The organism is Longitalea arenae, assembly GCF_016924755.1.
GTDB lineage: Bacteria > Bacteroidota > Bacteroidia > Chitinophagales > Chitinophagaceae > Niastella > Niastella arenae.
The window spans coordinates 1-24,191 of the sequence record NZ_JAFFJX010000001.1 but is presented as its reverse complement, the minus strand read 5'-3'; the positions used below and the strand labels follow the sequence as shown (position 1 = coordinate 24,191).

Annotated in this window: 18 protein-coding genes; 6 read left to right on the top strand and 12 right to left on the bottom strand. The window is 45.9% G+C overall.

The window, feature by feature from the left end:
* Window positions 1–12: 12 nt before the first annotated feature.
* The 3 genes from JT717_RS00090 to JT717_RS00080 form a co-directional block, all read right to left on the bottom strand.
* Entirely contained in the window at window positions 13–663 is a 651-nt protein-coding gene (locus JT717_RS00090) for a DsbA family protein (RefSeq protein ID WP_205507973.1), read from the bottom strand.
* A gap of 105 nt (window positions 664–768) precedes the next feature.
* Window positions 769–1,281 (bottom strand): hypothetical protein, encoded by a 513-nt coding sequence (locus JT717_RS00085; protein WP_205507971.1) that lies wholly within the window; start codon window positions 1,279–1,281, stop codon window positions 769–771.
* 255 nt (window positions 1,282–1,536) lie between these two features.
* A complete protein-coding gene (locus tag JT717_RS00080) occupies window positions 1,537–4,056 on the bottom strand; it encodes a hypothetical protein (RefSeq protein ID WP_205507968.1) in 2,520 nt (839 codons plus the stop codon).
* A gap of 231 nt (window positions 4,057–4,287) precedes the next feature.
* On the opposite strand from JT717_RS00080, the gene tmk reads away from it, so the two are divergent.
* Complete coding sequence (gene tmk / locus JT717_RS00075) at window positions 4,288–4,920, top strand: dTMP kinase (protein WP_205507967.1); 633 nt, start codon at window positions 4,288–4,290, stop codon at window positions 4,918–4,920.
* Between the two features lie 19 nt (window positions 4,921–4,939).
* On the opposite strand, the gene def is transcribed toward tmk, so the two are convergent.
* From def to JT717_RS00050, 5 genes are all read right to left on the bottom strand, one after another.
* Window positions 4,940–5,524: a peptide deformylase gene (def, locus tag JT717_RS00070; protein WP_205507965.1), complete on the bottom strand. Its 585-nt coding sequence runs from the start codon at window positions 5,522–5,524 to the stop codon at window positions 4,940–4,942.
* A gap of 66 nt (window positions 5,525–5,590) precedes the next feature.
* The gene (gene polA / locus JT717_RS00065; protein WP_205507964.1) at window positions 5,591–8,458 is read right to left on the bottom strand and encodes a DNA polymerase I; all 2,868 of its coding nucleotides are present in this window, start codon (window positions 8,456–8,458) and stop codon (window positions 5,591–5,593) included.
* Window positions 8,459–8,649: 191 nt separating this feature from the next.
* A complete protein-coding gene (locus tag JT717_RS00060) occupies window positions 8,650–8,823 on the bottom strand; it encodes a hypothetical protein (protein ID WP_205507963.1) in 174 nt (57 codons plus the stop codon).
* 99 nt (window positions 8,824–8,922) lie between these two features.
* On the bottom strand, window positions 8,923–10,962 hold the full coding sequence (gene uvrB / locus JT717_RS00055) for an excinuclease ABC subunit UvrB (RefSeq protein WP_205507962.1): 2,040 nt from the start codon (window positions 10,960–10,962) through the stop codon (window positions 8,923–8,925).
* Window positions 10,963–11,285: 323 nt separating this feature from the next.
* On the bottom strand, window positions 11,286–11,738 hold the full coding sequence (locus JT717_RS00050; protein ID WP_205507961.1) for a methylglyoxal synthase: 453 nt from the start codon (window positions 11,736–11,738) through the stop codon (window positions 11,286–11,288).
* 164 nt (window positions 11,739–11,902) lie between these two features.
* Between JT717_RS00050 and JT717_RS00045 the strand changes: the two genes are divergently transcribed.
* Window positions 11,903–12,532: a T9SS type A sorting domain-containing protein gene (locus tag JT717_RS00045; RefSeq protein WP_205507960.1), complete on the top strand. Its 630-nt coding sequence runs from the start codon at window positions 11,903–11,905 to the stop codon at window positions 12,530–12,532.
* A 1,104-nt stretch (window positions 12,533–13,636) separates the two neighbouring features.
* On the opposite strand, the gene recA is transcribed toward JT717_RS00045, so the two are convergent.
* Window positions 13,637–14,641, bottom strand: coding sequence for a recombinase RecA (gene recA, locus JT717_RS00040; protein ID WP_205507959.1), 1,005 nt, complete (start codon window positions 14,639–14,641; stop codon window positions 13,637–13,639).
* 952 nt (window positions 14,642–15,593) lie between these two features.
* On the opposite strand from recA, the gene JT717_RS00035 reads away from it, so the two are divergent.
* From JT717_RS00035 to JT717_RS00020, 4 genes are all read left to right on the top strand, one after another.
* Window positions 15,594–16,463 (top strand): OmpA/MotB family protein, encoded by an 870-nt coding sequence (locus JT717_RS00035; protein ID WP_205507958.1) that lies wholly within the window; start codon window positions 15,594–15,596, stop codon window positions 16,461–16,463.
* A gap of 258 nt (window positions 16,464–16,721) precedes the next feature.
* The gene (locus JT717_RS00030) at window positions 16,722–19,088 is read left to right on the top strand and encodes an ATP-binding protein (protein WP_205507957.1); all 2,367 of its coding nucleotides are present in this window, start codon (window positions 16,722–16,724) and stop codon (window positions 19,086–19,088) included.
* Window positions 19,089–19,162: 74 nt separating this feature from the next.
* Window positions 19,163–20,014: a KPN_02809 family neutral zinc metallopeptidase gene (gene ypfJ, locus JT717_RS00025; protein ID WP_205507955.1), complete on the top strand. Its 852-nt coding sequence runs from the start codon at window positions 19,163–19,165 to the stop codon at window positions 20,012–20,014.
* Window positions 20,015–20,139: 125 nt separating this feature from the next.
* Window positions 20,140–20,637: an META domain-containing protein gene (locus JT717_RS00020; RefSeq protein ID WP_205507953.1), complete on the top strand. Its 498-nt coding sequence runs from the start codon at window positions 20,140–20,142 to the stop codon at window positions 20,635–20,637.
* A 13-nt stretch (window positions 20,638–20,650) separates the two neighbouring features.
* Here JT717_RS00020 and JT717_RS00015 read toward each other — a convergent pair whose 3' ends face one another.
* From JT717_RS00015 to JT717_RS00005, 3 genes are all read right to left on the bottom strand, one after another.
* The gene (locus JT717_RS00015; RefSeq protein ID WP_205507951.1) at window positions 20,651–21,349 is read right to left on the bottom strand and encodes a phosphatase PAP2 family protein; all 699 of its coding nucleotides are present in this window, start codon (window positions 21,347–21,349) and stop codon (window positions 20,651–20,653) included.
* A 19-nt stretch (window positions 21,350–21,368) separates the two neighbouring features.
* Window positions 21,369–23,615, bottom strand: a complete 2,247-nt coding sequence (locus JT717_RS28715; RefSeq protein WP_205507949.1) for a helix-turn-helix domain-containing protein — start codon at window positions 23,613–23,615, stop codon at window positions 21,369–21,371.
* A gap of 268 nt (window positions 23,616–23,883) precedes the next feature.
* The coding region (locus JT717_RS00005; protein ID WP_205507948.1) for a transposase at window positions 23,884–24,191 on the bottom strand (308 nt) is incomplete at its 5' end.

Genomic DNA, 24,191 nt, shown 5'->3' with positions numbered 1-24,191 from the left:
TTGTTTTTGTAGTTAAGCCTGTAAACCCTGCAATGCAGTCAGGATCCGTTCCCGCAATACATCATACGTTGTATAACCAGATGCCAGCATCATATACTTCGATTCATTTACCTGCAATAATACTGCCGGGTAACCGGTTACCTGCAATTGCCGGCACACACTGAATTCATGATAGGCTTTTTCCTTATATGCCGGATCTTTTAGCAGGCTATAAAATTCATCAGCTGGTATTGCATATTTCTGCAGTAAATGCCTGTAGGCTTCGTTGTCGCACAGGTCTCGCCCTTCGTATTGTAAGGCATATTGCAGATCGGCTGCAAATGCGACCTGCCGGCCGGGATGAAATTCTTTAAATATACACAACGCAATGGCCGGCTTTTCAGAGTTTGGAAACCAGTCGCTCAACCCGGGGTTCTTTATATGCCATAGAAAATCATCCCCAAATGCGGCACCTGTAAGCGATGAAACTGTTTTACAATTATTCAGGAAATACTCAGCCATCACACTGATGGGTTTGGGTGTTTCAGGAAGGATCATACCACCCGAGAGCACTTCGAAATCTGCCTTGTCAGTAAAGTCTTTGGCAATTTGTTCCATAACCGGACTGAATCCGTAACACCAGTTGCAATAAGCGTCATAACAGTATATGATCACAGGCTTCATAATACTGTGAAATTACAGCATACTTTCAATATCAAATAAAAACGGCCATCTATGTACATCACAGATAGCCGTTTACAATAGCGGTCCTTATATCAGTAACTCTGCTTATTTTTTTCGTTTGCGGTAGATCATGATCGCTTCTTCGGTTGAATTCTTTCCGGTGTTAACCAGTCCTTTCAGCGTAAGGTTATTTTCATCAACGCCGATCACCACGAATACTTTTGCATCGTTGCCGGTGGCTTCATTTAACTTAAGCACGGTTGGCCTTCTTTCGTCCACCACTCTTTTGCCCAATTCATATTTCACTTCTTTAACCAGTTCTTCCTTGAGATTCCATTTGTATTGTTTTATTTCATTGGTGCAGCCGGTTCTGTTGCTACCGTAATAGGTTTTAGCATTGTAATCAGGAAGCAATTCCATTTGCTGGTCTTTTCTGCATTCATCAAATTCCCAGAAAGCATCTGAAGAACGATAGCCATCTTTATTGAGATCAACGGGTCTTTTGAATTTAACGGACTGGAGTATCCACACACCCGTAAATTGAGAAGTGTCGTATTGCGCGTACAGGGTGACGATAAATAAAAAGCAAATGATGCAGCATGCCAAAATTCGTTTCATAGTATAAGATTAAGGGTATAATTACAGAAACGAGTTTCTGTAAAAAGAACGCCGAAAGATCAAAAATATTTCTGTAAAAGTGAAATGTTTAGGTAAAAACCTTTAGCAATCATTTACTAATCAATGCCTCCCGCAGGCAGATGAGATCATTCTACCCGTATTATAGGAAATTATCAAGCGTTGCAACTTTAGCTGGTAAATAAAAAGATCCTCCCGGGCATCGGGAGGATCTCGATATAAAAAAATAAAGTTCTGTCAGTTACCTCTTTCCGGACGTCCGCCGCCAAATGAACCGCGGCCACCGCCGTTGTTGCCTCCGCTAAAGGATCTAGGTCCGGCACCCCTTTCGCCACCACCGCTGTTACCACCGCTGAAAGATCTTGGGCCGGCCCCTCTTTCACCGCCGCCGTTGCCACGTGGCATCGACATATTCCCTTGCGGCATACTGGGGCGGCTGCGCGGTTCAAAACCCCTGTTGCCGCCGAAATTACCCCGGTTGCCGGAAGAAGGTTCATAACTGCGTTGGGGCATTGACCGGTTCTGGTCGAAGTTTCTTGGTTCGAAACTTCTTGGTTGCCGGTTTTCCAGTTGCTCAGCCCGGTTATATTGGCGGGGCCGAACATTATCGTTGTCCCTGTCTCTGGTACCAAATGATTGTGAATTAAACCGTTCCCGGATATTTTGTTGAGGCTGAGTAGTGGTCCTGCTATTATTATCCGGCCGGTTCCAGGTTCTGTTGTTATCGTCTGTACGGCTCCAGTTCCTGTTCACACGATTTTCGGGGTTCGAGAACCGGTCGCGGTCAAATGCGCCATTCCGTTGTTGATCGGTGCTTCTTCTATTGAAATCAAAGCGTTGATCTCTATCGCCTCCGCGGTTATCATTGCCAAAGCGCCGGTTATTGGCAAAATCTGAACGGTTGCCCCCATAGCGGCTATTGCGATATGGCTCGTAGCTGCGCGGGTTGTTCCTGGTTACTATGCCGCTTCTGTTGCGATAAATATTGTTGTTAACATAATAGTTGTTTACCACAGTTACATTGTTGTATTGGCGGTACGATCGGTAGCTGTTATAGCCATAATATCCGCCGCGGTAATGGTAAGAAGGCCCATAATAGCAGGGGCGATACACCCGTGGTCCCCACCAGCCGCCATAACCCCAATAACCCCAGGGATTGCCAAAACCTATGCTAACATTGAACCAGTCATAACCGAATCCAACGCCGAAGCCCCAGCCAAACCAGGGATTGTAACGGATGCCGAATCCCCAGGTGTAGGGACGCGGATAATAATAATGACCATACCAGGGGCGGTAATAATAACCGGTTCCATATACAACGGTTGGTCCGTAAACATAAGCATTCAGATAACCGGGTGTATAACCCATGTATACATAGTCGGGCGTTACATCATAGATGTAAACATATTTCATATAGTACACCGGGTAACGGGGCGGAATAAGTGCTACCGCATAAGGGCGGTTTATACAAACCGTCCAGGGGCCAACTGCATTGCCCGATTCGAACCAGATCCCGTTATCAACAGAATAGTACCTGCCTCTCCAGCGGATCACCGACACCGGTGAATTGGTGGCATAATACATGTCAGTTCCTTCTATCGCTTCCCAGGCAGGGTCGCCATCGTATTCCACATCGGCCCTTACTTTATTGCGTTCTACTTTTGCGGTCTGCGGCACCTGCGCATCGGCAATGGCGTCATTGGCTTCTTCTGTTCCGGCTACACTGGCCAGCACATTATCTTTAGGCGATCCTTTCGGGATCTTTGCAAAATCGGCCGGTAGCTGGTCGGCTGCAACATACTCCCAGTTGCCGCTGAGGGTTTTTGAACGGTACCAGCGGCCCGAAAGCAACACATAATACTGTTGCGAGTTGATGTCCATAAAAATGTCGTTCTCCGAATTGGACACATACAACAAGCCGGTTTGGGGCAGGGGCGCAAAATTAGCTTCCCCTTTCGACTGGATCAATTCTGCGGGTTCAGTGGTCACCACAATATTGTAGATCGTATTGTCGTCGGTTTCTTTGCCTTCAGCCGGATTTTTTTTATCGGCTTCCTTGATCGCAGATTCGATCTTCCCGAGGTTGGAAGGAATGTTTGTGATCAGTTTATAAGGACCTGTAGCAGCAGGCGCCGTATACCAGTGTTTACCGCCATACAGGTAAAAACGGTCGTCGCGATTCTTCACCAGCACAAAAGGGGTATTCACCACTGCTTCAACGCCCCATTCCTTATTGGTTTGAAGTTTTGGCGTGCCATCAATAGAAACCAAAATGGATGGAACATTGGTGTAAATGACTTTTGGTGGTGTGTTGTTGATCTGACTGGCCAGGGCAGTTTGCTGTTTGTTCAGCTCAAGGGACTGTTGCAGATCGCTGAGCGGGAATGAAATGTTCCAGGAAGAAACTTTTTCTTCCATGGTATTGGCTATTTCTTCCAGTTTATCGTCACTGTTTTCCCCGGGGAGTTTGATGTTAGTGATATACATCGATTGAACCTGTACCTGGGCACCTGTGGTTGCAGTAGTGGCTTTTAACCAGGCTACGCCAAAAACAGGCTCCGATTTACCACTTTCCAATACCGAGATGGCAGCATGCGCCTTCAAATTATTATTGGCAAATGAATCGGGTTGCCATTGATACAGTTTAATGATGGCTCCATCTGAAGTCGTAGCTGTTTTGGGCCAGCTCTCCTGCGCCATCACCAGGTGCGTGATCATGCTACCCAGCAATACCGCCACCAGTGTAAAGATCTTCATATAGGGAAGTTTATTGTTTGAGTAAAGTTTAGAACGGGGAAATCTTTTATTAAGTTACTACCATTAGACGGCAGTTTTCGGTAAGGTTTGGGAAATATCTTCACTTTGACAAAATATTAGACAAAACAACTGTTAAAGGGACGGTTCTGCCATAATAAATTAATGACTTTTTAACAAGGCGCTTATTCCGCCACTGTCATATAGGCTTTTACGTGTATTTTTGAGCGCGTTATGAAAAAACGGAACAACCTTTTTATTGCCCTGGAGGGGATCGATGGCAGCGGAAAAAGCACCCAGACGAAGTTATTGATGGAACAATTGGCCGGGCAGGGCCATAAAGTATACAGCACTTTTGAGCCTACGGATAATACCATTGGTAAACTCATCAGAGATATTCTGAAAGGAAATGCCAAAGCGGATCACCGCGTTATTGCCGGATTGTTCGTAGCAGACCGCCTGGATCATTTATTAAATGAGACATATGGTATCGTCAAAAAACTTGAAGAAGGATACACCGTGATCTGTGACCGCTATTGTTTTTCTTCCTATGCATACCAGGGCGCACACATGAATATGGACTGGGTAATCCAGGCCAACGCCATGAGCGCCGGGATCCTTCGGCCCGATGTCAATATTTTTATCGATGTTTCTCCCGAAATAAGTATGCAGCGCCTGCATAGCAACCGCGATAATATCGAGCTGTTCGAAACCCTCGAAAACCTGCAGCTGGTGCGGGCCAAGTATATGGAAGCGTTCGAGAAATTAAGCGCTGTTGAAAATATTTTTATCGTTGATGGCAATCGCAGGCCTGATCTCATTGCCGGAGATATCTGGAATAAAGTGGCGTCGATGCTGAAGTCATAACAGCTGGCAGACCGGTAAATCATCTGGCAAACTTCATGGGGTATTTTGCCCTGATCTGCCCTTTGGCTATTTTCTCCAGTTTTCCCTGAAATAGTTTGCGGGTGAGCGGTTTCAGGTAGTCAAGGTATAGGATGCCTTCGGTATGATCGTATTCGTGTTGGATCATACGGGCTGTGGCGCCATAAAAGGTCTTTTTTTGCGGTTCAAAGGCCCGGTTCACATATTCCATGGTAATGCTCCAGGCGCGATTTACGCGGCCTGAAAGAGCCGGTATACTCAGGCAACCCTCTTCATCGATCCAGGTTTCTTCCGATTCGTCAACTATGGTGGCATTTATAAATGTTTCTACGATGCCGGTATCGTCGGGATGAAAGAATTCTTTTCTTTCATCGTCTGTCATTTTATCGAAAGTTGTTTTACTGTCAACCAGGAATAAACGTACGGGAACATTTACCTGTGGCGCTGCCAGTCCGCAGCCATTGGCGCCGTACATGGTTTCCCATATATTGTCGATAAGGCTTTGAAGCCCGGGATAGCCGGCTTCAATCGCCTGGCATTTTTCTCTCAAAACGGAATGGCCATAAGATAAGATGGGCAGTTGCATAATGTATCGTTTTTAGAAGTGTGCCATCGCCAGCTGGTTGATGGCACACGTACACACCTAAGAGATCTAATGCGCTTCGAGCCAGTTGATGCCTGAGCCTACTTCTGCTTCAACAGGAACTTCGTTTGGCAGGGGCAGGGCCTTACGCATACAATCAAGTATGATCGGTTTGATGGTCTCCACTTCTTCTTTCACTGCATCAAAAACCAACTCGTCATGCACCTGCAGGATCATTTTTGATTCAAATTTATGTTTGCGGAATTCATGATAGATGCTGACCATGGCCAGTTTGATCATATCTGCTGCGGTTCCCTGGATGGGCGAATTGATGGCATTTCGCTCGGCAAAACCACGAACCGTAAAATTGCTGGAATTAATATCCCGCAGCCAGCGTTTACGGCCCATGATGGTTTGTACAAAGCCATTTTCCCGGGCGAAGTTGATGGTATCATCCATGTACTTCTGAATGCCGAAGAACTGCTTTTTATAATTGTCGATGATCTCCTTGGCTTCGGTCCTGCTGATTCCCAGGTTATCGGCCAGGCCAAAAGCGCCCTGGCCGTATATGATACCGAAGTTCACGCTCTTGGCCTTGTAACGTTGTTCCTTGGTCACGGCTGATTCTTCAACACCATATACTTTGGCGGCAGTGGCCGTGTGAATATCCACTCCTTTTTTAAAGGCCTCGCACATGGCGGGATCACCGCTGATACCGGCCACAATGCGTAATTCGATTTGCGAATAGTCGGCAGAGATGAGCACCCGGTTACTATCCCGGGGAATAAAGGCCTTACGGATCTCGCGGCCCCTTTCTGTACGAATAGGGATGTTCTGCAGATTCGGGTTATTACTGGCCAGGCGGCCTGTTACGGCAACGGACTGTGCATAGGAGGTGTGCACTCGGCCCGTCTTTCGATTGATCAGCTCCGGCAGGCTATCTACATAGGTTGATTTAAGTTTCGTCAGTTCGCGGAACACCAAAATATCTTCCACGATCTTGTTCTGATGCGCGAGTTTCATCAAGACATCCTCGCCGGTGGCATACTGACCGGTTTTGGTTTTCCTGGCTTTCGGGTCGAGCTTCAGCTTTTCAAAAAGCACTTCGCCTAACTGGCGGGGAGAAGCGAGATTGAACTTTATGCCTGCCTGTTCGTACACACGGTCTTCCGCCAGGGCGGCTTCCCGCTCCAGCTCTTTTGAATAGTCGCGCAGAAAATCCACATCTACTTTTACACCTTCATATTCCATGTCCATCAACACTTTTGCCAATGGATTTTCTACTTCGTAAAATACTTTTTCTACTTCGCGGCTTTTCAGCAGTGGTGTCAATACCTGTTTCAGCTGTAAGGTAATATCGGCGTCTTCTGCGGCATAGTCGCTGATCTTTTCAATCGGCACATCGCGCATGTTCAACTGGTTCTTGCCTTTTTTGCCGATCAGTTCTTCTATATGCACGGGCTCATAACCGAGAAAGCGGGCGCTGAGCATATCCATACTGCGCTTGCCATCGGGCTCAATAACATAATGCGCGAGCATGGTATCGAAGGTTTCACCCTTTAATTCATAACCGTACCATTTCAAGACCAGCATATCGTATTTCAGGTTCTGTCCGATCCACAGTACGTCTTTCCTGTTAAAGACGGGTTCAAAATGCTTCAAGATCTTTTGGGTGGCAACCTGGTCGGGCGGACAGGGAATATAATATGCTTCGCCGGGTTTGAACGAAAAACTCATACCTACCAGCTCTACATCGTTGGCATCCATGCCGGTTGTTTCGGTATCGAAACAGATCTCTTTTTCTTCGAGCAATTCTTTTACCAGGCTTGTGATGGCCTCTTCTTCCTGCAAGGTGCGGTACTGGTGGGCGGTATTGCGAATGTTCCTGCCTGCAGGCATTATTTCGCCATCTATGGCGCGCTCTTCGTCTGTAGCCGCTTCTTCCGTTTTTAATGCTTTGGTTTCCGCCTTTGTTTTTCCTGATTCTACCGCATTGCCAAACAGATCAGTTTGAACGCCCTGGGGCACTGCGCCGGGAACGATAGAAAGTTCTTCGCCCAGCACCCGTTTGGCAACGGTCTTGAATTCCAGTTCAATAAAGATCTCTTTCAGCAGGTCGCGGTTCCATTCTTTTAACCGGAAATCTTCTTCATGAAATTCTATGGGTACATCGGTGATGATGGTAGCGAGTTTTTTTGAAAGGATGGCAGCGTTCTTTCCATTGCGTACTTTCTCGCCCAAAGCCCCTTTAATTTTATCGGCATTTTCCAGCACATTCTCCAGCGTGCCGTATTCATTCAACAGTTTGGCTGCTGTTTTTTCACCTACGCCTGCAATACCGGGAATATTATCCACGGCATCACCCATTAAGCCCAGGATATCAACTACCTGGTGCACTTCTTTGATATTCCACTTTTCACAAACTTCCTTTGCGCCGAGGATCTCGGCCTCGCTGCCCTGGTAACCGGGTTTGTAGATCTTAATATTGCCATCTACGAGCTGGCCATAATCTTTGTCAGGCGTAACCATATATACGAGGTAACCGGCAGCTGCACCTTTTTTGCTGAGGGTGCCAATAACATCGTCTGCTTCGTAACCATCTACTTCCAGCACGGGGATGTTGAAACCGCGAATGAGTTTTTTTATATCGGGAATGGCTGCCAGCAGGTCTTCAGGCGCATCCTGGCGGTTGGCTTTATAATCGGTAAATTCGGTATGCCGTTCAGTGGGCGCCTGCGTATCAAAACAAACGGCCATATGGGTAGGCTTCTGGTTATTGATGAGGTCGAGCAGGGTATTGATAAAGCCAAACTGGGCGTTGGTATTCTTCCCTTTTGAGGTAATACGCGGGTTGCGGATAAGTGCATAATAGGCACGGAAAATAAGTGCCATGGCATCGAGCAAAAAAACTTTCTTATCAGGTGATTGATTCTCCATATTAGTTCCTCCGATTAATTTTCACGATGCCCGAAGTTAGGAACTATGATGCTAAAAAAATTGGTTAATTAGCCCATCGGCCCGATAGTTATACCGGTATAATCCCGATGGCTAATTAACCTAATATTGGAATCTTCTTCACCCCGGAAGGTTATGAAGAATTATTATATATCCTAATGGTCTTTGTTGGATCAATGAGAAGCAGCTGCCTGTGCTTTATGGGCAACCTGCGATATATGGGAAGTACCGGCATCTGCCTGTTGCAGGGGTTCCTCTTTTACGAAAGCTACCAGGTACAGGGCAAATGCCAGGCAGGCAAATGCGAAAAGGTTAAACAGACGGCGTTGTATGCGTCGGCTTTTCATTGAAAAAGACATTGGGTTTAGGGGTTCGTTTTGAACGTCATAAAAACGGGGCAATGTGGATAATAGTGTGTTATATACATTCTTTTTTTGACCGGCATATTAGCCCTTCATTTCCTGCAATTGTTTTTGCAGCGAGAACATTTCATCGCGTAAGCGGGCTGCTTCCATGAAATCGAGATCGCGCGCTGCTTTTTCCATTTCCTTTTTGGTTTTGGCAATGGCTTTTTCCATTTGTGGAATGGTTTTATATACGACCTGTTCTTCCGCTGCGGTTGTTACCAGATCTTCACTGGGCGCGATCGCATATGGATTCGCGGGATCATATCCTTTAATATCCAGCACCGATGTTTGGGCAAACACCTGGTCACGCGATTTTTTAACTGTCTTTGGCACAATACCATGCAGGGTATTATGGGCGATCTGCTTTTCGCGGCGGCGGTTGGTTTCATCAATTGTGCGCTGCATGCTTTCCGTCATGTTGTCTGCATAAAAGATCACGAGGCCGTCAACATTACGGGCGGCGCGGCCGGCAGTCTGGGTCAGCGATTTCTCATTCCGCAGAAAACCTTCTTTATCGGCATCGAGGATGGCTACCAGTGATACTTCCGGCAGATCGAGTCCTTCCCGCAGGAGGTTTACGCCTACCAGTACATCAATTTCGCCCAGGCGCAGCTGACGTAATATCTCTACACGTTCCAGCGTATCTACTTCACTGTGAATGTATTTTGATTTTATATTGATGCGGTGCAGGTATTTGTCCATTTCCTCCGCCATGCGTTTGGTGAGGGTGGTAACCAGTACCCGGTCGCCCTTTTTAACGCGTTTGTCAATTTCGTCGAGCAGGTCATCGATCTGGTTCACGCTGGGGCGGATCTCGATGGGCGGATCCAGCAATCCGGTAGGCCTTACTACCTGTTCTACGACTATACCATCGGTCTTTTCCAGCTCGTAATCGCCGGGAGTGGCGGAAACAAAGATGGTTTGGTTGAGCATAGACTCAAATTCATGAAAGTTCAGCGGCCGGTTATCGAGTGCTGATGGCAGGCGGAAACCATAATCAACCAGTACCAGTTTACGGCTTCTGTCGCCACCGTACATGCCACTTACCTGTGGAACCGTTTGATGGCTTTCATCTATTACGCATAGAAAATCTTTCGGGAAATAATCCAGCAAACAGAAGGGCCGGGTGCCGGGATAGCGGCGGTCAAAGAAACGGGAATAGTTCTCTACCCCATTACAATAGCCCAGCTCGCGGATCATTTCCACATCATAATTCACCCGTTCGCTAAGGCGCTGCGCTTCTATGAATTTGCCCACACTTTTAAAATAAGCCACCTGGGCGGCGCATTCATCCTGGATCTCGGCCAGGATCTGCTGTATCATATCCTTGGGCGCCAGGTAGAGGTTAGCCGGGAAAATGGCGGCATTCTCAACCATCCCAATGCGCTTATTGGTCTTTATATCAATGCTTTCGATGGTTTCTATTTCATCGCCAAAGAAGGTGATGCGGTACCCGAAATCAACATAGGGCAGGTTAATATCCACGGTATCGCCTTGCACCCGGAAATTACCGCGGTTAAAATCCACCTGGCTGCGCATGTACAGTGAATTGACGAGGGCATGCAGGAAACCCTGGCGGGAAATGACCTGTCCCTGGTGAATGCGGATAATGCCGTTCTCAAACTCGGCGGGGTTACCGATACCATAGATACAGCTTACCGACGCTACTACGATGATATCCCTGCGGCCACTGAGCAGTTCCGTGGTAGCCTGCAGGCGCAGTTTGTCCAATTCTTCGTTGATACTCAGGTCCTTTTCAATATAGGTATCGCTTACGGGCATGTAAGCCTCGGGCTGGTAATAATCATAATAGCTAACAAAATAGCCCACTGCATTTTCCGGGAAGAACTGTTTGAACTCCCCATACAACTGGGCCACCAGGGTTTTATTATGGGTAAGCACCAGGGTGGGTTTTTGCACCTGTTGAATAACATTGGCGATGGTAAAAGTTTTACCAGAGCCGGTTACCCCCAGCAGGGTCTGATACTTTTCACCATCCTGCAGTCCGGCCACCAGCTGCCGGATAGCTTCCGGCTGGTCGCCGGCTGGTTGATATGGAGCATGTAATTTAAAAGCCATAATATAATGTAGGTAAGGAACTGGTAAATTTCGTGCTTTGAGGGAAAGCTACAAAACCAACTGTACAAATTTACCACCTTGCCCTCTCTAAAGTTGTACTTTGGAAAGAGCAGGATTTATATTAAACGATTTCGTCTTTTAAATGTTCAGGCCTGAATTGATTTCGGGATTTTGAGATTTGGGCATTTTGGGATTTAGGCAACATTCAGGGTTACAAAAAATCTCAGGATCACTGAATCTCAAATACCAATATTTCGTTGTCTCAAAACGTCATCTTACTTATCGGATAAATGTTGCGTTGTTGGCTGATCGCCAAAGCAAGGTTAAATTTTCCGGTTGAGGTAGGTTGTGTAATCGGGAATATTGACCATATATTCTTCCATCATCAGCGGTGAGGTAAGAATAAAATCTGCTGTAGCCCGGTCGTTGGCAACAATACAATTCCAGGCGATGGCTACCCGTAATAAAGCTTTTACATCGCTATCGTGGGGTTGTGCTTCCATGGGATCCCAAAAAAATATGAGTACGTCTATATCGCCACCGGCAATGAGGGCGCCTATCTGCTGATCGCCGCCCAAAGGCCCGCTGAGCAAGGCTTTTACCGGACGGTCAAGGGCATTCTCAAGCAGTTTACCGGTAGTTCCGGTAGCAATCAATTCGTGCCGGGCCAACACAGTCTTATTAAACTCTGCCCATTCAATCAGGTCTTTCTTCTTGTTGTCATGTGCTACCAAAGCAATTCGTTTACGGGCGTTTAGTTTTCTGACTTTAAGCATAAACTGGTGTTCTTGATTGTGTTTTATGTATCGGGAACAAGGTAATTGACTTTTGAAAAACTTTAACTGCTCTGCTTGAATTTTATTACATGCAATTTCGTTTTCCACATTCGGGCACAGTAATTGTTAATAGTGAAGTTCTTGAAAGTTGACCCATTAAGTTCATGAAGAAAGGCGTATTGGTATATTTATTATGCCTGCTTGTGCACGTATGTACAGCGCAGGAAGAACCAACGGTATCACCGTTGGCCAATCATTTTCCTGTTGATACCTCCACGTATATTGCCGATCTTACTGTAAGCATTCGTGAAAATGCTAAAGTCGTTTTAAACTGGAAGCAGCCGGAAGATACCACCTTTACGTTTGCCACTATCGAAAGAAGCAGTGGTGGTCGCAGTTATGAGGTGGTAGCGGTATTGAAGCAAAGCGACATTAAGCCCGAAAATGAATGGATAGATGATGCACCGGCTAAGGGACGCAGTTTGTACAGGGTTCGGTTTTCGGGTAAGAGTGGTTTGCAATTGGCTTTCTCGAAAGCGGTAGAGGCATTGATAGCGGGTGATATTTCTTTTCGTTTTTATCCTAATCCGGTAGATAATATATTAATAGTACGGTCTGAAGCCCTGCTCGATGTACAGGTGCTTGACGCAACCGGCAAACAAAGGATCGGGATGAATAATTTGCAGGGATTACAAACCATTAATGTTTCTACACTTGAAAAGGGCATTTATTTTCTACGCATAAATAATCATACGACGGGCCTGATCACCCAGGAAAAACTGTTGAAGAACTAGGCCATAAGCATCATACAGGTTATGCTCAACCGATGCTAGCAGCTTTTGCGCCCATATTTTCAAAAATGTCAATAACTTTCCTGACCGGTATGGCTGCGGATCGCCGGTAAGGCAGATGACCCTGTGTATTTTATTGATTTTCTTTCTTTTATAGTCATAAATAAAGTCTGTATTTATACGCAAAAACAGCTACTAAATCTCCCAAATACCTTGGTATTTTTACTATTACCACAAAATGGTATTGCAGATATCAGAATTCCCCACTATTTTTACCTCGGTTTTTCATAGGATATTGGATTTTAAAAGCGGGGTTGAATTTCTATTCAGACCCCTTTTTTATTTTATGGACCTTCCGCATAAATCTACCCGCCGGAAAAGTACTTTCCCGATATCTGGGAAGCATAATACTGCAGTTTTGGCCAACGCTTTTCCTCAGTCCTGACCATATCACCAGATTACACACGCCTTTCACTATGCGACCACCTTCGTCCCTGAGTGATGGAGCCCTGGGCTGCCCCTACATGGATAGAAACAAGTTTATGCACCATTAGCTATTATCCTGGAAGTCAGGATCAATCAACCGTAAATCGCACTGACACCGTTTATTGAACAGACCCGGTAAATCTCCCGGGTAGAGCTGTTTGCAATTGCAAATAGGGTGTTTTGAATTTGTACGGTATGGTTTGCAATTGCAAATGGGGTGTTTTGAATTTGTACCGTATGGTTTGCAATTGCAAACGGGGTGTTTCAAATTTGTACAGTATGGTTTGCAATTGCAAACGGGGTGTTTCAAATTTGTACGGTATGGTTTGCAATTGCAAACGGGGTGTTTTGAATTTGTACGGTATGGTTTGCAATTGCAAATGGGGTGTTTCAAATTTGTACGGTATGGTTTGCAATTGCAAACGGGGTGTTTCAAATCTGTTAGGCCTTCGAATTTGAAATGATCTGGGTTGAAAATCAGATTTCAGCCTAATAGTTTCTTGCAAAAAAAATCGTCCCGGTGAAGCCGGGACGATCTACTTACTAACCCATATAAATTCAACTGAACCTGGAAACAAATTGAATGGGCAAATGTGAAAAGCCTCTTAGCCGGTTTTCACATTAGGCCGATTGTTGCATTTCTTTGATCTTTTCTCTGATCCTCGTTTCAATTTCATTTGATAATTCAGGATTGTCGATCAGTAATTGCTTCACCGCATCACGTCCCTGGCCGAGTTTATCAGAGTTATAGCTGAACCAGCTTCCGCTTTTATTTACGATACCCAGTTCCACGCCCATATCGAGAATTTCACCGGTCTTTGAAATGCCTTCGCCGAACACGATATCAAACTCTGCGGCGCGGAATGGAGGAGCTACTTTATTTTTTACCACTTTTACTTTAACCCGGTTCCCGATGGCTTCATCACCGTCCTTGATCTGTGCGGTACGGCGAATATCCAGTCGAACCGAAGCGTAGAACTTCAGGGCGTTACCACCAGTAGTGGTTTCGGGGTTACCGAACATAACGCCGATCTTTTCGCGCAGCTGGTTGATGAAAATGCAAATGGTATTTGTTTTATTAATAGTGGCCGTGAGCTTACGCAGCGCTTGTGACATCAAACGGGCTTGTAAACCCATTTTGCTGTCACCCATTTCACCTTCCAGCTCGCCTTTTGGAACCAGGGCAGCCACCGAGTCGATCACTACTACATCGAGCGCGCCTGATAAGATCAGCCGGTCGGCTATTTCAAGGGCTTGCTCACCGTAGTCGGGTTGCGAAATGAGCAGGTTATCTACGTCTACACCGAGTTTTTTAGCATAGAGGCTGTCAAAAGCATGTTCCGCATCGATGATGGCGCACATGCCGCCTTTTTTCTGTGCTTCCGCAATAACATGTATTGCGATGGTTGTTTTACCGGAAGATTCAGGTCCATAGATCTCAACAATACGGCCTTTTGGTAAACCGCCCACTCCGAGGGCTGTATCCAGGCCAATAGAGCCGGATGAGATCACTTCAATGGGATCCTGCGACTTCTCATTCATCATCATCACACTTCCCTTACCAAAATCTTTCTCGATTTTATCTATAGTAAGCTTTAGCGCTTTGGCTTTTTCATTATCTGCCATAATGGGTTGTTTTTTTAGTCTTTCAAATTTACCGATTGCCAAATGTAGAGAAAATTATATTATCAACACTAATTATTTTAGTATTTGTGGACTAATTATTTTGGTTACCGTTTCCGGTTGCCCCGTCCTATAATTCGGAATCATTCATTATCGGAGACGTTATCATTGCTGACGCAGCATCGTAATTGTAAACCACTGATTTTTATAGGAGACTTTTACATTTCAGCGGGCGCCTGGCAACGGGCGCCGGTAACTGGTAACAACAAAAAACCCTGCCAGCGCGACGTAGCAGGGTTACCCACATGAAATTTCTAAAGAAAACTACTTCAGGAAAAGGCAATGGCTGAAACCATGTGGGCTAACAAAGTGACAATAATTCCTGATTCAAATCAATACCACTTAGTGGTATTTTTTGTGCCGCTTGGCTTATATAATCATTAATTACATTTATATCCCGGCTCAGGGTCAATGGCATGACAATCTGATCATTAGAGCGCTCACCATTCCGCATCTGTCAGGCATATTGAAAGGCTTACCGGCGCTTTCGGATGAAAGCTGGCCTCAATGGCAATTTTGTCATCCGCCTCCGGAATGAATGCGTTGAACGATAGGATATATACGCCTATAAGCTTCCGTTAGTATTGCGCGTTTTTGCTGTTCGAGCCGCGGTTTAACCGGCCATCAGAAGTTATTAAAGCAGCTTTACATGACTGGTATTGCACGCCCAAAGGTTGCAGAGGCCAAAAAAATACTTATAACGCAGACTGCAATAGCGGCGTCAGGTAAAAAAATTTATTAAAACGATCTTAAATTCGGCCTTTATTTAAATAAGAAAGGGGGATAATTGTTTTGATCAATACCTTTGCGGCTGCCAGGCACAATCCTTGCTTATGGGTGGCCGGAAAGTGAATGGATAGTGAGGGTCTGGGTAACAATTAAAACAACATACAATATGAAATGTAAACAGGTGTTATTTACAGGGCTTTCTTCGCTGTTGCTTTTTTCCTGTGTCAGCTCAAAAAAATATAAAGGTGAAGTAGCAAAGTACAATGAGCTGAGTGGTAATTATACGAAACTGCAGGGTGACCTGAAAAGCTGCGAAGACGCAAAAGCTGAATACGCCCGTAACAAATCAGCCCTGGAAAATGAGATCGCCAGCCTCAAAAAACAAAACGAATTCTTAAAAGAGAACAATACGCAGGCTTTGAAACAACTGCAGGACCTGTCAGTTATTTCATCTTCACAGGCCGAAAGCATTAAGAAATCACTGGAGAACATTGGTGCAAAAGACGCCTATATCCAGGACCTGCAAGCTTCTATGGCGCGTAAGGATTCTTTAAATATGGCCCTGGTGATGAACCTGAAAGGCGCCATAGGTAACCTGGCCGATGAAGATATCAATATCAAAGTTGACAAAGGTGTGGTATATATCGACATCTCCGATAAACTGTTATTCAACAGCGGTAGTTATGTAATAACACCCAAAGCAACTGAAGTGCTCGGTAAAGTAGCCAAGGTATTACAGAACCAACCCGATATCGAATTCATGGTGGAAGGCCACACCGATAACGTAAAATTTGCCAAAGGCGTTCTGCTCGACAACTGGGATCTGAGCGTGCACCGCGCCACTGCTGTCGTACGTGTATTGCAAAACCAATACGGGTTGAACCCCGCGCATATCGCAGCTGCAGGCCGCGGTGAATATTTACCGGTAGCGCCAAACGATACGCCTGCCGGCCGTGCCGCTAACCGCAGAACAAGGATCGTGATCCTGCCTCAGCTCGATCAGTTCTTCAAACTGCTGGAGCCTAAAAAATCATAAAAGTTCTTATCAGAATAGTTCAGGGCTGTCCTCACCGCAGGCAGCCCTTTTCTTTTGCATTTATGAATATGTCCTGCGGTTATCGTTTTAAGTGATTTTACCTAAGAAATATTCGATCATATTTAATTTTAATCAACAAAGCCGGCCATAATTTCTCTAATCCCCATGAATGTGATAATTTGTCTGCCTGTCGATCATTTTTCCAGGTAGGATGCGTTTGTGTAAACTCACCCTGTAGAAAATGCCCGAACCGGTTGTATGAAACACGTCAGATGGCTTTTGTTGACTGCCCTTCTTGTCTACGGCTGTTTGCCTGTTTGCCTGGCAAAGGATAAACCATTGAGCAGAGTAGCTGCCCGCAACGGTGTGCTCGATCTTCGTGCGGTGAATTTACAGGACCAGCAGATCTCTTTAGTCGGTGAATGGCAGTTTTACTGGCATCGCTTATTGCAGCCGGGTGATCCATTGTCCACGGCGCCAGATCTTATAAACTATCCTTCGCTTTGGAATACCGTTCAGCTGCATGGCCAACACTTACCCGTGGAAGGCTATGCCACCTATGCGCTCACCATTCTATTGCCTGAAAAGCGGCCCCAACTGGCATTGCTGATGCCGGATGTTTACTGTTCCTACAGGATGTTCATTAACGATTCACTGCTGTTATTCAATGGCCGGCCGGATACATCTGCGCGAAACGCCATTCCTTTCTGGAGTACGCAAACTGTCAATCTTCCTGCTGCTGCTGATACATTGCATGTGCTGTTACAGGTTGCCAATTTCTGGCATACGAAAGGCGGTACCTACAAACAACCGGTTATCGGCGAAAGCAGGAAACTTTTTTTAAGCCTGCAGCGCGACAAAGCCTATGACCTGCTGCTGGCCGGCTGTTTGCTCATGGGCGGCTTGTTCTTTTTCGGGTTTTATGCATTTGGCAGCCGCGATAAAGCCATTCTTTATTTTTCGCTTTTCTGTATAGTGTACAGTTACCGTATGGTTGGTACAAGCCTGTATGTCTTACATTCCGTTTTTCCCAACCTGAGCTGGTTTCTGACCATTCGTCTCGAATATTTAAGTCTTATTCTCGGTGTAGCCCTGTTCTCCCGTTATTTTCAAAGTGTATACCCGAAAGATGCAAACCGCTTCATCGTGGATGCGGTGGTGTATATCTGCCTGTTCTATGCATTGGTTATCCTGGTAACGCCCCCCTGGATCTTTACCAAAGGCATAGTGCCATTCCTCGTCGTGATGTTCCTGTATATCGGCTTCGCATTTTATTCCTGCATCAGGGCTGTTAAGTACAAAAGGGTGGGCGCAGTGTTTGCACTCATGAGCTGTGGTGTTATGTTGTTGGTGTTCCTGATCATCAATCTGCATTATTTTCAGATGCTCCATACTGAAAAGTGGATCGTATTTACCGGCTACGTCTTATTCTTCTTTTTACAATCGCTGGTACTCTCCCACCGCTTTGCCTATGCGCTTCGCAAAGCGGCCAATGAAGCAAAGCAGGGCTTGAACGCCAAAACGGAATTCCTTAGCACCATGTCGCACGAGATACGAACGCCATTGAACGTGGTGATCGGTATGGCGCACATCTTGTTGCGGAATACACCCCGCAAAGACCAGGAAAAGAACCTGAATGTATTGTTGTTTTCTGCCAATAATCTGCTGTCGATCGTAAACGATATTCTCGATTATAATAAGATTGAAGCCGGCAAGGTGAATTTTGAAATGATCCCCATGGATATCGGCAGTATTGCGCAGCATATTACAGGTGGCCTTGGCAGCAAGGCCGTTGAAAAAAAGATCACTTTAAATGCAGCGGTCGATAGCCAGATCACCCGGAAAATTATTGGCGACCCTACCCGTACCTCGCAGGTGATCTTTAACCTGGTACAAAACGCCATCAAGTTCACCGAAGTGGGTTCTGTGCATTTATCGATCCATGCAGAGAAAATAACCGAAGACAAGATAACGCTGACTTTTATGGTTGCTGATACCGGTATTGGCATCGCACCGGAAAAGCAGCAGTTGATCTTTGACCGGTTTACCCAGGCCGATTCATCCACCTCCCGTAGTTATGGAGGAACCGGCCTCGGATTGGCCATTACCAAACGCATCCTGGAGCTACAGGGCGTTACATTGAACCTGAGCAGTGAGCCGGGAAAAGGGTCTGTTTTTTATTTTACCCAGACCTTTGCGCTCAGCGATGAACCGGCAGGTGTTGATATAGCTGACCATAAAACGGTTGTTCCCGAAAAACAATTACAGGATGTTTCCATTTTAGTGGTGGAAGACAATCCTTTTAATATCATGGTAGCGCAGTCATTGCTTGAACGCAGCGGCGCTGTGGTAGAAGTAGCCACGAATGGAGAAGAAGCACTGGAGAAGATCCTGCCGGGCAAATACCGCATTGTTTTAATGGACCTGAACATGCCTGTTATGGATGGCTTCGAGGCTACCCGCCGCTTACGTGCCCGCGGCCTTAGCTTACCGGTCATTGCATTGACCGCCAGTTTGCCTGCCGAAGTAGAAAAGGATGTAGCAAGTGCCGGACTCACCGATATTGTCGTAAAGCCATTCAACCCCGATGAGCTCTTCCGCGTGTTATTGAAACACCTCAAATAAGCGCCCAAAGCAGGAAGGCACAAAATTTTTTGTGATAGGCCAGCTACCTATTTTTGCATCTTAAAATAGTTATTATGAAATGGATCGGACGGCGCGAAAGCTCAAATGTTGAAGACCGCAGGGGCTTTTCAGGCGGCGGTCTGGCTGTAGGCGGTGGTATTATCGGCGTTATTGTCCTTTTAGTGAAGCTGTTTCTGGGTGGAGACGCTGCTGAAATTCCCCAGGCACTGCCACAACAGGGGCCGGCCCAGGAAATGAGTGCGGAAGAACAGAAACTGGATGATGAAAGAGCGAGCTTTATAAAAGTAGTGCTGGCGGATACGGAAGATGTGTGGAACAAATTATTCTCAGCATCGGGCGAATCATATGTGGAACCTACCCTGGTCCTTTTCAGACAATCGGTACAAAGCGCCTGCGGAATGGCAGGATCAGCCACCGGACCTTTCTATTGCCCCGGCGATCAAAAAGTATATATCGACCTGTCCTTCTTTGAAGATATGCAAAACCATTTACATGCACCCGGCGATTTTGCCATGGCCTATGTGGTTGCGCATGAAGTGGGCCACCATATTCAAAAACTGAATGGCACCAGCGATAAAATGCATCGGTTAAGGCAGCAGTTAAGTGAGGAAGAATACAATAAATATTCCGTAAAGCTGGAATTGCAGGCCGATTTCCTGGCCGGGGTATGGGCGCATCATGCGCAGCGTATGAAGAACATTCTTGAAGAAAATGATATCGAGGAAGCCCTGAATGCGGCCAATGCCATTGGCGACGATCGCCTGCAAAAACAGGCCCAGGGAAGGGTTGTACCTGAATCGTTTACCCACGGCACTTCTGCCCAGCGGATGTACTGGTTTAAAAAAGGGTTTGAAACCGGCGACCTGAGCCAGGGCAATACTTTTAGAGATCCTTCACTGAATTGATTTCGAGATTTTGGGATTTCTGGATTTTGAGATTTTAGTTGAGGCTGCATCATAACAAATCTCAAAATCTCAAAATCCCGAAATCAGCAATCCCGGGTGGCATTATTTTTTAAGGTAACTGTTATATGAGACCGTTTACCTTACTATTAAGCATTTGGGTACTGTCTTGTAATGGCTCCCCTGGCAATAATTTACCCACCTACGACAGTACAAAAGCCGAAAAAAAAGATACTGCTATTGCACAAGCGCCACAGTCGCAACCGGATACTACCAAACTGGGCGGATTGTGGTTTCTGCAACCCGTGCTGGCATCCGATACAGCTACCGGTAAAATTCCCCGGCTGGAATTTAACCTGGAAACCAAGCGGTTTACCGGTAATACCGGTTGCAACAATATGAACGGGAGTTTTGACTTTACCGATTCTACCCTGCAATTCAATCAGCGGATCGTTACTACTAAAATGGCCTGCATTGGCTATAATGAAAAAGCATTCCTGGAAAACCTGTTGCGTACAAACAGCTACAGATTGCAGAATGGCATCCTGATCCTTTTATTCAATCAAACCGAGATCTCCCGCTGGACGCGCAAGGTAGCTCCGAAACCGGTGATCAATAAAACCTGATCCCCGGCCTTGTTCATGCTTTTTTCAAACCCGTGGGTCTGATCTGATCAATGAGGAAAGAGCTGAGAAATAACCAGGTTGAACCAATGCAAAAGCCGGCGATCACGTCTGTAAAATAGTGTACCCGCAAATAGATGCGGCTAAAACCTATGCCCAGGAGCAATGCGATCACCAAGATTAATAGTGTCCATTTCAATACCGGTTTGGGCCTTTCTTCCCGCCAGATGATGATCATCAGCAAGCCATAAAAACATACGCTCATGAAAGCATGGCCGCTGGGAAAACTCAGTCCGCGCGCTGGTTCCAGTAAGGGGATCAGGGGGCGATGGCGGTTAAATAATAATTTCAGTCCCAGCATGATGAGCACACTGCTGAGCGCAATAGCGCTCACCTTGATAGAGTACCGTCCTCTTTTCCGGATCAGGAAATAAAAGCATAAAAGAAGATTGGCAGGTATCAAAAAGTAATGGGAACCAAAGAAAGTTATGAACTCCATTAACCGGGTCATATTATCATTGACCAGGGAATGAGCAAAAGCAAAGGCCCTTTCATCGGCGCCGGTTTTATCGAGATAAAAAACCCGGTAAGCAATAAACAAAAACAGCAGGAGGCTAACGGTAAAAACAATGAGCAGGATGATCAGTTCTTTAGAAAGAATGACCACTTTATCGGCTACTTTTTTTTCCTGGGGCGACAGATCCGTTTGTGCCATAGCTAAATTATTATTACCGTTAATCTGCGGCTTTACTCACCTGTAACCAATCGCGGTACGATAAAGCCGCTTTTATTTCAGTATAAGAAAAAGCATCACCCAGTTTTTCCTTGAGCGGTGTCAACGTAATGTTCTCACCATTCAATGCTTCTACGGCCTGAAGTATAACAGCTAATTTATCGGCTGCCACCATATCCTTAATATCAATCTCTCCGGTGCTTATAAACGGTATCAGGTGACCTTCGATCGTAGATGGGGCCAGATTCCGGATGGCTGCTATTTCCCTCAGATCCTTACCTTCCTTAAACAATTGCAGACTTATGCGGTTCGATTCGCCTCTTTGGGCTTTGACAGGTTTTGATTCCGCCTCTGCTATTGTTTGTATGTTTTCCGATCTTTTATTTTCTTCTACCTGCGCTAACAGATCCGCTGCTTTAACCCCTTTTACCAATCCATCAATGATTTGCAGGGCCTGTTGTAATTGCTGTTTTTTTCGCTGTGGCAACAGCAGCAGCTGCTGCAGGGTAGAAACATATTTTTTTGCCTTGGGTTTTACTTTAATAGCGGCTATATGGTCTTTGATGGAAGTTTCCATGACATCCATAGCCTGTAAAAAGTAAGCGCTTCCTGCCATAACCCGTTGCTGAAGGAACTGATAGCCGTCCTCCGGGGCCCTGGGCAACAACTGCTCCAGTTGCCGCGTGAATTTATCGGCCATTTCCTGCTGTTTTAACACGGCGTCCAATAGCTCTTTGGCCCATAACACGCAGGTGTTTTTATCGGGGATTTGCCTGCTTTCGTACCCTTCAAAATGCATTTGCATTCCTTCGGCCAGCTTTAGCCAGTCAAAAGTTAACACCAGGGAGCGGGTTAAGAATATTTCCTGCTCACGCTGTAATTCCTGTGCCAACTGGTCTTCTTCTCTTTCAAGCCGGGTGAACGCAAGCACCCGTTCATCGGTATTGATACTGCCGGGATGAATGCGGGAATAAAGTACCAGTCCGCTCAGGGAGGTCAGGCGGCTAAGCGCAACATATACCTGTCCGGGCGCAAAGGATGCCCCGGCATCGATGATCGCTTTTTCAAATGTAAGGCCCTGGCTTTTGTGAATGGTGATGGCCCAGGCCAGCCGGATGGGATACTGTTTAAAAGAACCCACCTCCTCCTCTTCTATTTTATCTTCTTCATTATTATACTGGTAGCGGATGTTCTGCCAGGTTTCTTTTTCCAGCAGCATCTCATGTTCATCGCCCTCCAGCCTGACATATATTTCTTCACCGGCAATACGGGACACGGTGGCAATTTTGCCATTGAAAAATCTTCTTGATTCACCCTTATCATTCTTTATGAACATGATCTGGGCGCCTGCTTTCAATGGCAATAGCTGGTCGGCGGGAAAAGCCCGCTCATTGAAATCACCGCTCACTTCGGCGCGAAATTCGATCAATTCACCAGGCAGCCTGTTCAGCTGTTGCTGGTTGATCGTATCCGCCCTCGCGTTATGGGTGGTAAGGGTGATGTAATTTTCATTTTCTGCCCTTTCGTAACCGGGCAGGTAGTGTTTATGCAGCAGGTTCAGGTCTTCGTCGGTCGTTGTATTGTTCCGGATATTATTCAACACACTGATAAACTCCTGTTCATGCTGGCGGTAGATCTTTTTCAGTTCCAGGTACAAGGGTGGTTTTTGCTGCAGGGCCTGCGCTTCAAAAAAGAAGGGACTGCGGTAATATTGCCGTAAAACATCCCATTCTTCGCTTTTAGTTACCGGAGGCAATTGAAACAGGTCGCCGATATAAAGCATCTGCACGCCGCCGAAAGGCTCCCACTGCTTTCTTCTTACATGGCGCAGGATGCAATCGATCTCGTCGAGAATATCGGCCCGCAACATACTCACCTCGTCGATGATGAGTAGTTCCAGTTCCTGCAGCAGCCGTTTTTTGTCGTTGTTCAGCCGCAGGTTGGTCAACAGGGTATGCGGGGTGTTAAAGGAACTGTTGCTGTTCCAGCCGCTTTGATGAACGGGAATAAAAGAGCCATGAGGGAGCTGAAAAAAAGAGTGTAAGGTGACACCGCCGGCATTGATGGCCGCCACGCCGGTAGGCGCCACTACGGCCAGTTTTTTAAAGGTATTATCGCGGATATATTTTAAAAAAGTGGTTTTGCCGGTGCCCGCTTTTCCGGTCAGGAAAAGGTGGCGGTTTGTTTGATTCACAAACCGAACAGCCAGTTGAAAAAGTACATTGGATGTATCGGTAGAAAAAGCCATAACACCTCTTTGCGGCAAGATAAGTAATGAAGGAAGAAGGACAATGATTTTATGATATAAAGCAAGTTCCTTAAAGGGCAACAAATAATCATTTTTAAAATATCTGTTTCCTACGTGTAATTGTCAGTTTTTTTAAAACCGGCATGTGGAAAGTCATATTTTCCGGCCTGAAATCGGCAATTTTTGCCTTTTTATATTATTTAGATCACAAAAATTGAGGAGAATTGATTTTTTATGGGTCAAGTCAAATTTTTGGGGGATGAGGTAGTTAAGCATAGATTTTCTGGAGTCTGAATAGGAAGAAATTAATGTCCCGAACTCCCCGTGCAGAAGATCTAAAGGCTTTAATTTTTGCATTGAAGGATTCGGCAGAAGCGTTGGTACTTCTGTTATTAAAGTAATTCAATATACTTTCGTAGTGAGTTTCAATGGAGCGGTACACGGCTCTAAAAGATTCAATTCCTGCATCTTCAACCTCATTGAACCATAAGGCCAATCGTTTAAACGCCTGCTCTTTACAGGTGCAGTAACGGAAGATGTCGGCGAGCTTCATATACATATCATAGGCATTCTTTA

Bases quoted from the DNA above. Each gene is read 5' to 3' on its own strand.
- JT717_RS00050 (WP_205507961.1), bottom strand. From the start codon at position 11,738: ATGCTTAAAGTCAGAAAACTAAACGCCCGTAAACGAATTGCTTTGGTA.
- JT717_RS00085 (WP_205507971.1), bottom strand. From the start codon at position 1,281: ATGAAACGAATTTTGGCATGCTGCATCATTTGCTTTTTATTTATCGTC.
- def (WP_205507965.1), bottom strand. From the start codon at position 5,524: ATGCAACTGCCCATCTTATCTTATGGCCATTCCGTTTTGAGAGAAAAA.
- uvrB (WP_205507962.1), bottom strand. From the start codon at position 10,962: ATGGCTTTTAAATTACATGCTCCATATCAACCAGCCGGCGACCAGCCG.
- polA (WP_205507964.1), bottom strand. From the start codon at position 8,458: ATGGAGAATCAATCACCTGATAAGAAAGTTTTTTTGCTCGATGCCATG.
- JT717_RS00060 (WP_205507963.1), bottom strand. From the start codon at position 8,823: ATGAAAAGCCGACGCATACAACGCCGTCTGTTTAACCTTTTCGCATTT.
- JT717_RS00090 (WP_205507973.1), bottom strand. From the start codon at position 663: ATGAAGCCTGTGATCATATACTGTTATGACGCTTATTGCAACTGGTGT.
- tmk (WP_205507967.1), top strand. From the start codon at position 4,288: ATGAAAAAACGGAACAACCTTTTTATTGCCCTGGAGGGGATCGATGGC.
- JT717_RS00035 (WP_205507958.1), top strand. From the start codon at position 15,594: ATGAAATGTAAACAGGTGTTATTTACAGGGCTTTCTTCGCTGTTGCTT.
- JT717_RS00015 (WP_205507951.1), bottom strand. From the start codon at position 21,349: ATGGCACAAACGGATCTGTCGCCCCAGGAAAAAAAAGTAGCCGATAAA.
- JT717_RS00030 (WP_205507957.1), top strand. From the start codon at position 16,722: ATGAAACACGTCAGATGGCTTTTGTTGACTGCCCTTCTTGTCTACGGC.
- recA (WP_205507959.1), bottom strand. From the start codon at position 14,641: ATGGCAGATAATGAAAAAGCCAAAGCGCTAAAGCTTACTATAGATAAA.
- JT717_RS00020 (WP_205507953.1), top strand. From the start codon at position 20,140: ATGAGACCGTTTACCTTACTATTAAGCATTTGGGTACTGTCTTGTAAT.
- JT717_RS00080 (WP_205507968.1), bottom strand. From the start codon at position 4,056: ATGAAGATCTTTACACTGGTGGCGGTATTGCTGGGTAGCATGATCACG.
- ypfJ (WP_205507955.1), top strand. From the start codon at position 19,163: ATGAAATGGATCGGACGGCGCGAAAGCTCAAATGTTGAAGACCGCAGG.
- JT717_RS28715 (WP_205507949.1), bottom strand. From the start codon at position 23,615: ATGGCTTTTTCTACCGATACATCCAATGTACTTTTTCAACTGGCTGTT.
- JT717_RS00045 (WP_205507960.1), top strand. From the start codon at position 11,903: ATGAAGAAAGGCGTATTGGTATATTTATTATGCCTGCTTGTGCACGTA.